Source organism: Streptomyces sp. NPDC023541 (assembly GCF_055559995.1).
In genome coordinates this window covers 65754-79806 of the sequence record NZ_JBVHJO010000019.1, presented here as the reverse complement: position 1 = coordinate 79806, position 14053 = coordinate 65754, and the positions used below count along the sequence as shown (strand labels likewise).

The 14053-nt window shown below is 70.5% G+C and carries 10 protein-coding genes; 4 read left to right on the top strand and 6 right to left on the bottom strand.

The genetic code is table 11. The features are described 5' to 3' along the window. The first annotated feature begins 220 nt into the window (after positions 1-220). Together dxs and ACZ3X1_RS32095 are read left to right on the top strand one after the other, a co-directional pair. Entirely contained in the window at positions 221-2137 is a 1917-nt protein-coding gene (gene dxs, locus ACZ3X1_RS32100; RefSeq protein ID WP_467282363.1) for a 1-deoxy-D-xylulose-5-phosphate synthase, read from the top strand. Between the two features lie 128 nt (positions 2138-2265). Continuing rightward, a complete protein-coding gene (locus tag ACZ3X1_RS32095; RefSeq protein ID WP_467282361.1) occupies positions 2266-3753 on the top strand; it encodes an amino acid permease in 1488 nt (495 codons plus the stop codon). Between the two features lie 81 nt (positions 3754-3834). Here ACZ3X1_RS32095 and ACZ3X1_RS32090 read toward each other — a convergent pair whose 3' ends face one another. The 3 genes from ACZ3X1_RS32090 to ACZ3X1_RS32080 all read right to left on the bottom strand — a co-directional run bounded on the left by ACZ3X1_RS32090 (position 3835) and on the right by ACZ3X1_RS32080 (position 8328). Further along, on the bottom strand, positions 3835-4875 hold the full coding sequence (locus tag ACZ3X1_RS32090) for an LCP family protein (protein WP_356812569.1): 1041 nt from the start codon (positions 4873-4875) through the stop codon (positions 3835-3837). Between the two features lie 91 nt (positions 4876-4966). After that, positions 4967-7105 (bottom strand): 3-hydroxyacyl-CoA dehydrogenase NAD-binding domain-containing protein, encoded by a 2139-nt coding sequence (locus tag ACZ3X1_RS32085; RefSeq protein WP_467282359.1) that lies wholly within the window; start codon positions 7103-7105, stop codon positions 4967-4969. Then, on the bottom strand, positions 7102-8328 hold the full coding sequence (locus ACZ3X1_RS32080; protein ID WP_356812567.1) for a thiolase family protein: 1227 nt from the start codon (positions 8326-8328) through the stop codon (positions 7102-7104). The genes ACZ3X1_RS32085 and ACZ3X1_RS32080 overlap by 4 nt, the downstream gene beginning before the upstream one ends. Before the next feature lie 326 nt (positions 8329-8654). On the opposite strand from ACZ3X1_RS32080, the gene ACZ3X1_RS32075 reads away from it, so the two are divergent. After that, entirely contained in the window at positions 8655-9827 is a 1173-nt protein-coding gene (locus ACZ3X1_RS32075) for an alpha/beta hydrolase (protein WP_362632570.1), read from the top strand. Between the two features lie 52 nt (positions 9828-9879). Here the strand turns inward: ACZ3X1_RS32075 and ACZ3X1_RS32070 are convergent, their stop codons facing one another. From ACZ3X1_RS32070 to ACZ3X1_RS32060, 3 genes are all read right to left on the bottom strand, one after another. Further along, positions 9880-11163 carry a ribonuclease D gene (locus ACZ3X1_RS32070; protein WP_356812565.1) on the bottom strand — a complete coding sequence of 428 codons (1284 nt, stop codon included), beginning with the start codon at positions 11161-11163 and terminating at the stop codon, positions 9880-9882. 124 nt (positions 11164-11287) lie between these two features. Then, complete coding sequence (locus tag ACZ3X1_RS32065) at positions 11288-11950, bottom strand: helix-turn-helix transcriptional regulator (protein ID WP_007267191.1); 663 nt, start codon at positions 11948-11950, stop codon at positions 11288-11290. Positions 11951-12214: 264 nt separating this feature from the next. Further along, positions 12215-12871, bottom strand: a complete 657-nt coding sequence (locus ACZ3X1_RS32060) for a DUF3000 domain-containing protein (protein ID WP_356812564.1) — start codon at positions 12869-12871, stop codon at positions 12215-12217. A gap of 91 nt (positions 12872-12962) precedes the next feature. Between ACZ3X1_RS32060 and hemE the strand changes: the two genes are divergently transcribed. After that, the gene (gene hemE / locus ACZ3X1_RS32055; RefSeq protein ID WP_467282354.1) at positions 12963-14027 is read left to right on the top strand and encodes a uroporphyrinogen decarboxylase; all 1065 of its coding nucleotides are present in this window, start codon (positions 12963-12965) and stop codon (positions 14025-14027) included. Positions 14028-14053: the final 26 nt, after the last annotated feature.

Here is a 14053-nt window from a genome sequence, read left to right as displayed (position 1 = left end):
AACGGTCACAGTGCCCGGCGCCACCTCAAGTGGCGCCGGGCATCCGTGCGTAGAAAAGCGGGCACTCCTGTGCGGGTATACGCCCGTATGCGATGTGTGGCCGTGGGGTGGTGCGTACATGTATGACAAAGGTGTGACCCCACCGGGACGGCCCGATGACCGCGCCCGCGAACGGAACATTAGACTCGACAGACCAGCAAGCAACTGCAAGGAGGCACGGGTGCTGCTGACCCGCATCAAGGGACCGCGCGATCTGGACCGGCTCAGCCAGGAGGAGCTGATCCAGCTCGCGGCCGAGATCAGGTCCTTCCTCGTCGACGCCGTCTCCAAGACCGGCGGGCACCTCGGCCCCAACCTCGGCGTGGTCGAACTGACGATCGCCCTGCACCGGGTCTTCGAATCGCCCAAGGACAAGGTCCTCTTCGACACCGGCCACCAGGCCTACGTCCACAAGCTCCTCACGGGGCGCCAGGACTTCGCCGGCCTGCGCACCAAGAACGGTCTGTCCGGCTACCCCTCACGCGCCGAGTCCGACCACGACGTGATCGAGAACTCGCACGCCTCCACCGTCCTCGGCTGGGCCGACGGCCTCGCCAAGGCCAACGAGGTGCTGGGGCGAGAGGACCACCACGTCGCCGCCGTCATCGGCGACGGCGCCCTGACCGGCGGTATGGCCTGGGAGGCGCTGAACAACATCGCCGCCGCCAAGGACCGCCCGCTCGTCATCGTCGTCAACGACAACGAGCGCTCCTACGGCCCCACCATCGGCGGCCTCGCCAACCACCTGGCCACCCTGCGCACCACCGACGGCTACGAGCGCTTCCTCGCCCGCGGCAAGGAACTCCTGGAGCGCACCCCGGTCGTCGGCAAGCCGCTCTTCGAGACCCTGCACGGGGCGAAGAAGGGCCTCAAGGACTTCATCGCCCCGCAGGGCATGTTCGAGGACCTGGGCCTGAAGTACATCGGCCCCATCGACGGCCACGACATCGAGGCCCTGGAGTCCGCCCTGCAGCGCGCCAAGCGCTTCAGCGGCCCGGTCATCGTGCACTGCCTCACCCAGAAGGGCCGCGGCTACACCCCGGCCCTGGAGCACGAGGCGGACCGTTTCCACGCCGTCGGTGTGATCCACCCCGACACCGGCCTGCCGGTCAAGACCGCCGCCGCCAGCTGGACCTCCGTCTTCGCCGACGAGATGGTCAAGATCGGCCACGAGCGCTCGGACATCGTCGGCATCACCGCGGCCATGCTCCACCCGGTCGGCCTCAACAAGTTCGCCGAGGCCTTCCCGGACCGCATCTACGACGTCGGCATCGCCGAGCAGCACGGCGCGACCTCTGCGGCCGGCCTCGCCACCGGTGGCGTCCACCCCGTCTTCGCGGTGTACGCGACCTTCCTCAACCGCGCCTTCGACCAGGTCCTGATGGACGTCGCCCTGCACAAGTGCGGCGTCACCTTCGTCCTGGACCGCGCCGGTGTCACCGGCGACGACGGCGCCTCCCACAACGGCATGTGGGACATGTCCATCCTCCAGGTCGTTCCCGGCCTGCGCCTGGCCGCACCGCGCGACGCCGAGCAGCTGCGCGCACAGCTCCGCGAGGCCGTCGAGGTCAAGGACGCCCCGACCGTGGTCCGCTTCTCCAAGGGCGTCGTCGGCCCCGCCGTCCCGGCCGTCGGCCGGATCGGCGGCATGGACGTGCTGCGCGCCCCGCGCGCCGAGGTCACCCGTCCGGACGTACTGCTCGTCTCGGTCGGCGCCCTCGCCCCGATGTGCCTGGAGATCGCCGACCTGCTCGACAAGCAGGGCATCTCCACGACCGTCGTGGACCCCCGCTGGGTCAAGCCCGTGGACGAGGCCATGGCCCCGCTCGCGGACCGGCACCGCGTGGTCGTCACCGTCGAGGACAACGGCCGCGCCGGCGGCGTGGGCTCCGCCGTCTCGCAGGCCCTGCGCGACGCGGGTGTCGACGTACCCCTGCGCGACTTCGGCATCCCGCAGCGCTTCCTCGACCACGCCCTGCGCAAGGAGATCCTGGCGGAGATCGGCCTGACCGCACCTGACATCGCCCGGCAGGTCACCGGCCTGGTCGCCAAGCTGGACGGCCGCTACGACAGCGAGCCGGCCGCCACCGTCGACTAGGACGGGTACCGCCACTAGATCGCCGCGCGGTTGCACGTCACGGGCCGGGAGATCACTCTTGAGGAGTGGGCCTCCCGGCCCGTTCGCGTGCGTCGACACCTTTCGGAGGTGCGTCGGTGAGTAGGGATATGAACAGCCCCTTCCGCACCAAGACGGTGGAGCAGTCCATCCGCGACACGGAGGAGCCGGAACACGCGCTCCGCAAGTCGCTCTCCGCCTGGGACCTGACGGTGTTCGGTGTGGGTGTCATCATCGGCACCGGCATCTTCGTCCTCACGGGCATCGCGGCCCGGAACAACGCCGGACCCGCCACCGCCCTCGCCTTCGTGGCCGCGGGCATCGTCTGCGCCCTCGCGGCGCTCTGCTACGCCGAGTTCGCGTCCACCGTCCCGGTGGCCGGATCGGCGTACACCTTCAGTTACGCCTCCATCGGCGAGCTGCCCGCCTGGATCATCGGCTGGGACCTGGTGCTGGAGTTCGCGCTCGGCACCGCGGTGGTCGCGGTCGGCTGGTCCGGCTACGTGCGCCACCTCATGGACACCAACCTCGGCTGGACCCTGCCGACCGCCCTGTCCGGCCCGGACGCCGGCGGTCACTTCGACCTGCTGGCCTTCCTGCTCGTCCTGGTGCTCACGTGGATCCTGGTCGTCGGGACGAAGCTCTCGGCCCGCATCACCGCAGTCGTCGTCGCCATCAAGGTCACCGTCGTGCTGCTGGTCATCATCGCGGGCCTGTTCTTCATCAAGGCCGACAACTACTCGCCGTTCATCCCGCCGGCACAGCCACAGGCCGAGGGCGTCAGCGGCTGGCACTCGCCGCTGGTCCAGCTGCTCTTCGGCTACGCACCCACCAACTTCGGCGTCATGGGCATCTTCACGGCGGCCTCGCTCATCTTCTTCGCCTTCATCGGCTTCGACGTCGTGGCGACGGCGGCCGAGGAGACCAAGAACCCCCAGCGGGACATGCCGCGCGGCATCCTCGGCTCGCTGCTGGTGTGCACGATCCTCTACGTGGCCGTGACGCTGGTCGTGACCGGCATGCAGAAGTACTCGGAGATGTCACCGAGCGCGCCACTCGCCGAGGCCTTCAAATCGGTCAACCAACCGTTCTTCTCGGGGGCCATCAGTCTCGGTGCGTCCGTCGGCCTGATCACCGTGTGCATGATCCTGCTGCTCGGCCAGACCCGCGTGTTCTTCGCCATGAGCCGCGACGGACTGCTGCCCCGGGTCTTCTCCGTGACCCACCCGAAGTACCGCACCCCCTACCGCGCCACCGTCCTGCTCGGTGTGGTCATCGCGGTCGTCGCCGGCTTCACCAGCCTGGAGAAGCTGGCGGAACTGGTGAACATCGGCACCCTGTTCGCCTTCGTGGTGGTCGCGCTCGGTGTCATCATCCTGCGCAGGAGCCGCCCCGACCTGCACCGGGCCTTCCGCACCCCGTGGGTGCCGGTGGTCCCGATCCTGTCGATCGCGGCCTCGTTCTGGCTGATGCTCAACCTGCCGGCCGAGACCTGGCTGCGCTTCGGTATCTGGATGGCCGCCGGCATCATCGTCTACTTCGCCTACGGACGCCGGCACAGCCGTCTCGGCCAGGTCGGCGCGGACGCCAAGTACTGAAGAACCGCCGCGCGCGAACGCCGGAGCCGGCCGTACGGGTCACCCGTACGGCCGGCTCCGTGTGCGCGGGCTCCCGCCCCGTCAGCCCTTGGCGGGGGAGTCCTTCGCGGAGGCGGGGACCTTCTCGTCCTTGCGCAGGGCGTCCCACAGCTGGGACGCCTGCGGCTCGGCCACCACCACGCGGTTGCGGTCCACCTTGTCGTAGGCGACCGGCAGCATGATGGTCTCCATCGTCTCCGGATTCACGCCCTTCATGCTCTGCGCGAAGTCGGACAGCGCGGTGAGCGAGGCCAGGTCGGAGTCCGTGGTCAGCGACTTGGTGCCGGCGTCCGCGAGCTTGTAGAGCCGCGCCGGGTTGCCCAGGGCGTCCTGCTTCTTGACCTCCGACAGCATCGCCAGCATGAACTGCTGCTGCAGGCCTATGCGTCCGAGGTCGCTGCCGTCGCCGTAGCCGTACCGGGTACGGACGAACTTGAGCGAGTCGGCCCCGTTCAGCCGGTGCGTGCCCGCGTCGAGCTTCAGACCGCCCTTGGCGCCGCTCATCGGCTTGTCCAGGGTCACGGTGACCCCGCCCAGCGCATCCACCAGGCCCTTGAAGCCGGCGAAGTCCACCTCGACGAAGTGGTCCACGCGCACGCCGGACATCTGCTCGACGGTGTTGACCACACAGGCCGGGCCGGCCAGCGAGTAGACGGAGTTGAACATGACCCGCTTCGCGGACGGAACGGACTTGCCGTCCCGGTCCTTGCACTCGGGCCGGGTGATCAGGGTGTCGCGGGGGATGCTCACCGCGGTGGCCTTCGCCCGGCCCTCGGGTATGTGCACCAGCATCGCGGTGTCCGAGCGGGCCCCGCTGACCGCGCCGTGGTCGAGGTCCGCGTTGGCCCCGGCCCGCGAGTCCGAGCCGAGCACCAGGATGTTCTGCGCGTTCGCGACCACCTTGGCGGGCCGGTTGTCCCCGATCGCCTGGTCCAGGTCGACGCTGTCGATGTTGCCGTTGAGATGGCTGTACGTCCACCAGCCCGCCCCGGCCGCGCCCAGGATCAGCACGGCGACCAGCAGCAGGGTGATCCGCAGAATGCGGCGTCGGCGGCGCCTGGGCCGCGCGTGCGTTTCCGTCATGGGGGTGAATCTTAGACAGGTATTCGAACGGCCGGATCCCGCCCCCCGCAAGGAGCGGGCCCGGCCGTCGAACAGCCGCCTGCGACCCGGACTACGCCGGGACGCTCGCGATGCCGGGGGCGAGGAACTTCTTGCCGTTCACACGCTCCGAGACGCCCTCACGGTCCAGGTACGGCGTGATGCCGCCCAGGTGGAAGGGCCAGCCGGCACCGGTGATGAGGCAGAGGTCGATGTCCTGGGCCTCGGCCACGACACCCTCCTCCAGCATCAGACCGATCTCCTGCGCCACCGCGTCCAGGACGCGCATCCGGACCTGCTCCTCCGTCAGGACCGAGTCGCCCTGCACCAGGAGCGCGGCGACCTCGGGGTCCAGCTCCGGCTTGAAGTTGTTCTCTGCGGAGTAGACGTAGAAGCCGCGCTTGCCCGCCTCGACCACGCGCTTGAGGTTCGGGGAGACGGTGAAACGCTCCGGGAAGGAACGGTTCAGGGTCTCGGAGACATGCAGACCGATCGCCGGGCCCACGAGTTCCAGCAGCACCAGCGGGGACATCGGCAGGCCGAGCGGCTCGATGGCCTTCTCCGCCGTCGCGACCGGGGTGCCCTCGTCGATCACGTTCTGGATCTCGCCCATGAAGCGGGTCAGGATGCGGTTCACGACGAACGCCGGGGCGTCCTTGGTGAGGACCGCGGTCTTCTTCAGCTTCTTGGCGACACCGAAGGCCGTGGCCAGCGAGGCGTCGTCGGTCTGCTCGCCGCGCACGATCTCCAGGAGCGGGAGGATCGCGACCGGGTTGAAGAAGTGGAAGCCGACCACGCGCTCCGGGTGCTGGAGCTTCGAGGCCATCTCCGACACCGACAGCGAGGAGGTGTTGGTGGCGAGGATCGCGTGCGCCGGGGCGACCGCCTCGACCTCCGCGAACACCTTCTGCTTGACGGACATCTCCTCGAACACGGCCTCGATGATGAAGTCCGCGTCCGCGAAGCCCTCGGCCTTGTCCAGGACACCGGTCACCAGGGCGGTCAGGCGGTTGGCCTTGTCCTGGTTGATGCGGCCCTTGCCGAGCAGCTTCTGGATCTCGGCGTGGACGTAGTCCACGCCCTTGTCCACGCGCTCCTGGTCGATGTCGGTGAGGACCACCGGCACTTCGAGGCGGCGCAGGAAGAGCAGCGCCAGCTGCGAGGCCATCAGGCCCGCGCCGACGACGCCGACCTTGGTGACCGGACGGGCCAGCGACTTGTCCGGGGCGCCGGCCGGGCGCTTGGCGCGCTTCTGGACCAGGTTGAAGGCGTAGATGCCCGAGCGCAGCTCGCCGCCCATGATGAGGTCGGCCAGGGCCGTGTCCTCGGCGTCGAAGCCGGCCTGCAGGTCGCCGTCCTTGGCCGCGGCGATGATGTCCAGCGCGCGGTAGGCGGCCGGAGCGGCGCCGTGCACCTTGGAGTCCGCGATGGAGCGGCCCTTGGCGACGGCCGCGTCCCAGGCCTCGCCGCGGTCGATCTCCGGGCGGACGACCTCGGTGGTGCCGTTGAGGACGTTCGCGGTCCACAGGAGCGACTGCTCCAGGAAGTCCGCGCCCTCGAAGATCGCGTCGGCGATGCCGAGCTCGAAGACCTGCTTGCCCTTGAGCTGGCGATTCTGGTTCAGCGAGTTCTCGATGATGACCGAGATTGCGCGCTCGGCGCCGATCAGGTTCGGGAGGATGGCGCAACCGCCCCAGCCCGGAACCAGCCCGAGGAAGACCTCGGGCAGCGAGAACGCCGGGATGGCCTTCGAGACGGTGCGGTAGCTGCAGTGCAGACCGACCTCGACGCCGCCGCCCATCGCCGCGCCGTTGTAGTACGCGAAGGTGGGGACCGCCAGCGCGGAGAGGCGCTTGAAGACGTCGTGGCCGCCCTTGCCGATGGCGAGCGCCTCGTCGTGCTTCTTCAGCAGCTCGACGCCCTTGAGGTCGGCGCCGACCGCGAAGATGAACGGCTTGCCGGTGATGCCCGCGCCGACGATGGTGCCGGCGGTGGCCTCCTGCTCGACCTGGTCGATCGCCGCGTTCAGGTTGGCGAGGGACTGCGGGCCGAAGGTGGTCGGCTTGGTGTGGTCGAAGCCGTTGTCCAGCGTGATGAGCGCGAAGCGCCCGGCGCCGAACGGCAGGTCCAGGTGGCGGACGTGCGCGGACGTGACGACCTCGTCCGGGAACAGCTCGGCCGCGCCCTTCAGGAGCTCAGCGGTGGTGCTCACTTGGAGTCTCCCTCGGCGTTGAAGTTCGGGTTCTCCCAGATGACCGTGGCGCCCATGCCGAAGCCGACGCACATGGTGGTCAGGCCGTAGCGGACGTGCGGCTGCTCCTCGAACTGGCGGGCCAGCTGCGTCATCAGACGCACGCCGGAGGAGGCCAGCGGGTGGCCGAAGGCGATGGCGCCGCCGTACTGGTTCACGCGGGCGTCGTCGTCGGCGATGCCGTAGTGCTCCAGGAACGCGAGGACCTGGACCGCGAAGGCCTCGTTGATCTCGAAGAGACCGATGTCGTCGATCGTCAGACCGGCCTGGGCCAAAGCCTTCTCGGTGGCCGGGATCGGGCCGTAGCCCATGACCTCCGGCTCGACACCCGCGAAGGAGTACGACACGAGGCGCATCTTGACCGGGAGGTTGTTCTCGCGGGCGAAGTCCTCGGACGCGATGATCGCGGCGGTGGCACCGTCGTTGAGACCGGCGGCGTTGCCCGCGGTGACCCGGCCGTGCGTACGGAACGGGGTCTTCAGGCCGGACAGGTTCTCCAGCGTGGTGCCCGGGCGCATCGGCTCGTCGGTGGTGACCAGGCCCCAGCCCGTCTCACCGACCTCCGCGTTGGTGTTGCGCACCGAGATCGGGACCAGGTCCTGCTGGATCTTGCCGTCGGCGTACGCCTTGGCGGCCTTCTCCTGCGAGCGCACGGCGTACTCGTCGGCGCGGAGCTTGGTGATCGCCGGGTACCGGTCGTGCAGGTTCTCGGCGGTCATGCCCATGAACAGGGCGGACTCGTCGACCAGCTTCTCGGAGACGAAGCGCGGGTTCGGGTCGACGCCCTCGCCCATGGGGTGGCGGCCCATGTGCTCGACACCGCCGGCGAGGGCGACGTCGTACGCACCGAAGGCCACACCGCCCGCGACGGCGGTCACGGCGGTCAGCGCGCCGGCGCACATGCGGTCGATGGAGTAGCCCGGGACGGACTGCGGGAGGCCCGCGAGGATGCCGGCCGTGCGGCCCAGCGTCAGGCCCTGGTCGCCGATCTGCGTGGTCGCGGCGATGGCGACCTCGTCGATCTTCTTGGGGTCCAGGTCCGGGTTGCGGCGCAGCAGCTCCCGGATCGCCTTCACGACGAGGTCGTCGGCGCGGGTCTCGTGGTAGATGCCCTTCGGGCCCGCCTTGCCGAACGGGGTGCGGACGCCGTCGACGAAGACGACGTCCCTGACGGTACGAGGCACGTTGGCTCTCCTCCAGGTGCGGGATGGCACTGCTGCGCGGGGGCGCACTCGGCACATGTTGCTGAGCGCCCGCTCACCCGACCATGCTACTTGCGGGTAACCAATGTGCACACCCCCTCCCCGAGGAGCGGCGAAGGTCACACTCCGCACCCCGCGCGCGCCCCCTCCTCGCGCCCGTCCGATCGGAGCGCCCCGCGCTACCCGAACGGGTCGGACACCCGGCGGGGGCGGCCCCGTCGATGGCATCAGGCGCGCGCGCCTGCTGATTCTGGCCGGGTACGGGGCGCCCGTCCCGGACCCGGCCGACCTGAACGGAGACCCCCGCCATGCTGATCAAGGCGGTCGACCACGAGGTCAAGCACGCCTCCAGACTCCCCGTCAACGAGGGCGAGGTGATCAACCTCTTCGTCCGGGAGCGCGACGGCACGAAGAATCCCACCCAGCGCACGGCCGTCCTGATGCTGCACGGCCGCAGCGTCCCCGTGCTGCCCGGCGCGGACCTGGGCACCGGCGAGTACAACTGGATGCAGTTCCTCGCCAAGGCGGGCTTCGACGTCTTCGCCATGGACCTCCAGGGCCACGGCCGCTCACCGCGCCCGGCGGTCATGAACGAACCGTGCAACACCACAGCCGCCCAGCAGGCGAAGCTCCTGCTCGACGGCCACCCGCTGGCGGCCCCCTGCACCCCCTCGTACGCCAAGCACCTCGGCGACTCCGAGAGCGACTGGGCCGAGGTCCACAGCGTCGTCGAATACATCAAGGCCGAGCGCGGTGTGGAGCAGGTCGCCCTCTTCGGCTGGTCCGCCGCCGCGGTGGCGCTGGGCCCGTACGCCATCCAGTACCCGGACAACGTCTCCAGCCTGTTCCTCCTCGCCCCGGTCTTCCGGCCGGACGGACCCGCGAGCAAGCCCGGCACCAAGTGGGACCGGCCGGACGCGCTGCCCCCGCCGGCCTCCCTGTGGACCTTCCCGATGAACATCACCGGCCGGGACGGTTTCGAGGACGCCTGGGACAGGGAACTCGGCTGCGGCGACGAGCAGCGTGAGGAGGGCATGGTCGACACCGTGTGGGCGGCGATCATGGAGAGTGACGTGGTGGGCCGCAACTGGGGGCCGCCGGTGTCCGGCGTGCCCTCCGGCGTGCTGCGCTACCGCAACCCCTTCTGGTGGGGCTGGAACAAGGCCGGCGCCAAGGTGGACAACGTCCTCGGCCACAAGGTGCCGGTGCTCATCGTCGTCGGCGAGCACGACAAGACGGTGAACAGCGCTCCGGGCACCGTTCCCTTCCTGTCGGTGACCGAGCTCTACAAGGCCATCCCGGGTTCGAAGAAGATGCACTTCAAAGTCGCCTGCGCGGGCCACCAGATCCCCTGGGAGCGGGTGGCCAAGCACGTACACCACCTGTCCCGGAAGTGGCTCAAGCACACCGAGATCGACGGCCACACGAACGGGACCTTCTCCATGGACGCGGACGGCGACTACACCGAGCAACCGCTCTGATCCGGTCGTGCCCCGGTCCGTGCGTCGCGGACCGGGGCACGGCGGCGAGGTCCTACGCGGTGGCCGACAGGGCCGTGACCAGGACCGGGGTCACCTGTTCGATCTGCCACGGGCGGGCGCCGTAGAGGGCCAGGGATTGCGACACCGCGTCGGCGTCCAGCCGCTGCGGCGGCTCCCAGCACAGGCGGCGGACCGTGTCCGGGGTGATCAGGTTCTCCTGGGGCAGGTTCAGCTCCTCCGCCAGCGCCGAGACGGCCGTGCGGGCGGCGGCCAGCCGGGCCGCGGCCGCCGGGTCCTTGTCGGCCCAGGAACGCGGCGGGGGCGGGCCCGCCGGGGTCGCACCCGGCTGCGGCAGCTCGCTCTCGGGCAGCGCCTTCGCCCGGTCCACGGCGGCCATCCACTGGTCGAGCTGACGGCGGCCCATGCGCTGCCCGTAGCCGGGCAGGGCCGACAGGGTGTGCACGTTCGCGGGCAGGGCCAGCGCGGCCTCGACGATCGCGGCGTCGCCCAGCACCTTGCCCGGCGACACGTCACGCCGCTGCGCGATGCGGTCCCGGGACTCCCACAGCTCCCGTACGACCGCCATCTGCCGGCGGCGGCGCACCTTGTGCATGCCGGACGTGCGGCGCCAGGGGTCCTTGCGCGGCGCGGCCGGCGGCGCGGCGGCGATCGCGTCGAACTCCTGCCGGGCCCACTCGAGCTTGCCCTGGCGGTCCAGATCCTTCTCCAACGCGTCCCGCAGGTCCACCAGCAGCTCCACATCCAGAGCGGCGTAGCGCAGCCACGGCTCGGGCAGCGGGCGGGTGGACCAGTCGACGGCGGAGTGGCCCTTCTCCAGGGCGTAGCCGAGAACGCTCTCGACCATCGCGCCGAGACCGACCCGCGGGAAGCCGGCGAGCCGGCCCGCCAGCTCGGTGTCGAACAGCGAGGTCGGAACCATGCCTATTTCGCGCAGGCAGGGGAGGTCCTGGGTGGCGGCGTGCAGGATCCACTCGGTGCCGGAGAGCGCCTCGCCCAGGGCGGACAGGTCGGGGCAGCCCACCGGGTCGATCAGCGCGGACCCGGCACCCTCGCGGCGCAGCTGCACCAGGTAGGCCCGCTGGCCGTAGCGGTATCCGGAGGCGCGCTCGGCGTCCACGGCGACAGGGCCGGTGCCCGCGGCGAAGGCCGCGACCACTTCGGCGAGGGCGTCCGCGTCGGCGACCACCGGGGGAATCCCCTCGCGGGGCTCCAACAATGGGATCGGCACCCCACCGGGCGGAACAACGACGTCGTCCGGGGGGCCGCCCCCGGTGGTGGTGCGCAGGTCTGCTGCGGTCTCTTGGGCGTCGGTCACCGGTCAAGGGTATCCGTGTATACGACGCGCCCGTCGCCGGAACGTTCCGGCGACGGGCGCGATCAGTACGCGGGGTGTTTTCCGGGGGTCTCCCGGAGGTCTATCCGGGGGTCGCGGCCCGCGTTCAGTGGATGATCCCGGTGCGCAGTGCCACGGCGACCATTCCCGCGCGGTCACCGGTGCCCAGCTTGCGGGCGATACGGGCGAGGTGGGACTTGACGGTCAGGGCGGACAGGCCCATCGAGACGCCGATGGCCTTGTTGGACTGGCCCTCCGCGACGAGGCGCAGGACCTCGACCTCGCGGCCGGAGAGCTCGCGGTAGCCGCCCGGGTGGCTCGGGGCACCCGGGGGGCGGCGGTGCATACGGGCGGCGGCCGCGCCGATGGGGGCGGCACCGGGCCGGGTGGGGAGCCCGATGTTGGTCCGCGTACCGGTGACGACGTAGCCCTTCACACCGCCCGCGAGGGCGTTGCGCACGGCGCCGATGTCGTCGGCGGCGGACAGGGCCAGCCCGTTGGGCCAGCCTGCGGCACGGGTCTCGGAGAGCAGGGTGAGACCGGAACCGTCGGGCAGGTGCACGTCGGCCACGCAGATGTCGCGCGGGCTGCCGACGCGGGGGCGGGCCTCCGCGATGGACGACGCCTCGATCACGTCGCGCACGCCGAGGGCCCACAGATGGCGGGTCACGGTGGAGCGGACGCGCGGGTCGGCCACGACGACCATGGCCGTCGGCTTGTTCGGGCGGTAGGCGACCAGGCTTGCGGGCTGCTCGAGAAGAACGGACACCTAGGCCTCCTGGGGGAGTGGCGGGACGGCCGGCTCGGGGAAGGAAGCCGGTGCGAACCGTGCGGATGGTCACTGACTCCTTCGGCACGTCACCCGCCCGGCTTTAGGGAATGATCACGATTTGGTGAGTAACAATTCGGGCAATTCGGACGCACGATCGATCATCGGGTGATCAGAAGCCCACAACGGAGGCCGCGTTGTGACACCCGCTTGCGGCGTTCGGCCGGTCGTTCCCCGAGGGGAGGCGGCCGTACGGCCCTGTGCCTACGGGTGGTGCGGGCCGCGCCGCTGTGGCAGGGAGACCACACCCGTCGCCGTGTCCGTCGGACCCACCGGCGGCAGCCCCGCGATCTGGCAGATCAGCTCGCACCAGGCCGACAGGTGCGCCGCGGTGTCCGGGACGCCGCCCACGCCCTCGCGCGGCGTCCAGGAGGCCCTGATCTCGATTTGCGTCGCGGGCCGCCGCTCCGCGAGCCCGCCGAAGTAGTGCGAGCTCGCCATGGTCACCGTCCCGCCGGCCTCCCCGTAGGGCAGCCCGCGCGCTTCCAGGGCCCCCGTCAGCCAGGACCAGCACACCTCCGGCAGCAGCGGGTCGGCGGCCATCTCGGGCTCCAGCTCCGCCCGTACGAGCGTCACGAGCCGGAAGGTCCCGTGCCAGGCGTCGTGCCCGGCGGGGTCGTGGAGCAGGATCAGCCGGCCGTCGGCCAGGTCGTCCTCCCCGTCCACCACCGCGGCCTCCAGCGCGTAGGCGTACGGCGCCAGCCGCTGGGGCGGCTTCGTCGGGTCGATCTCGACCCCCGGGCGCAGCCGGGCCTTCTTCAAACCCTCGACCGCCCGGCGGAACGGGAGTGGGACGGAGCTCTCCTTCGCACTGTCCGTACCGTCGGCGCCATCTGAAAATCGTCCCTGAGCCGCAGCCATGCGGGGAAGACTAGGCGGTATGTGAGCCCGTACGGCGCAGGGACACCCGTGCCGGGCCGGGCACTTCTTCATACGTGCGAAGATTTGGGTCGTGAGCGCCAACGACAGCCCCAAGGGCCAGCCGAGCCAGACGTACGATTCCGCCTTCCTGAAGGCGTGCCGGCGGGAGCCGGTACCTCACACGCCGGTGTGGTTCATGCGGCAGGCCGGGCGCTCCCTCCCCGAGTACCGCAAGGTCCGCGAGGGCACCGCGATGCTCGAGTCCTGCATGCGGCCCGACCTGGTCACCGAGATCACCCTGCAGCCGGTGCGGCGCCACAACGTCGACGCGGCGATCTTCTTTTCCGACATCGTGGTCCCGCTCAAGGCCATCGGCGTCGACCTGGACATCAAGCCGGGCGTCGGCCCCGTCGTCGCCCAGCCGATCCGCCGCCGCGAGGACCTCGCACAGCTGCGCGACCTCACCCCTGAGGACGTCACCTACGTCACCGAGGCGATCGGCATGCTCACGGGTGAACTGGGCTCCACGCCGTTGATCGGTTTCGCGGGCGCGCCTTTCACCCTCGCGAGCTACCTCGTCGAGGGCGGCCCCTCGAAGAACCACGAGCACACCAAGGCCCTGATGTACGGGGACCCGCAGCTCTGGGCCGACCTGCTGGACCGCCTCGCGGAGATCACCTCCGCCTTTCTGAAGGTCCAGATCGAGGCCGGCGCCTCCGCGGTCCAGCTCTTCGACTCCTGGGTCGGCGCGCTCGCCCCGGCGGACTACCGCCGCTCCGTCATGCCCGCCTCGGCGAAGGTCCTGCAGTCCGTCGCCTCCTACGGCGTCCCCCGGATCCACTTCGGCGTGGGCACGGGCGAACTCCTCGGCCTGATGGGCGAGGCCGGTGCGGACGTCGTGGGCGTCGACTACCGGGTCGCGCTCGACGAGGCGGCCCGCCGCGTCGGCCCTGGCAAGGCCCTCCAGGGCAACCTGGACCCGGCCGTGCTGTTCTCCACCACGGAGGCGGTCGAGGCCAAGACGGACGAGGTCCTCGCGGCGGCCGCCGGCCTGGAAGGCCACGTCTTCAACCTCGGCCACGGCGTCCTGCCGACGACCGACCCCGAGGCGCTGACCCGCCTGGTGGACTACGTCCACACCAAGACGGCCCACTGAGCAGAGAACCGCACGTTCAGGCGCGA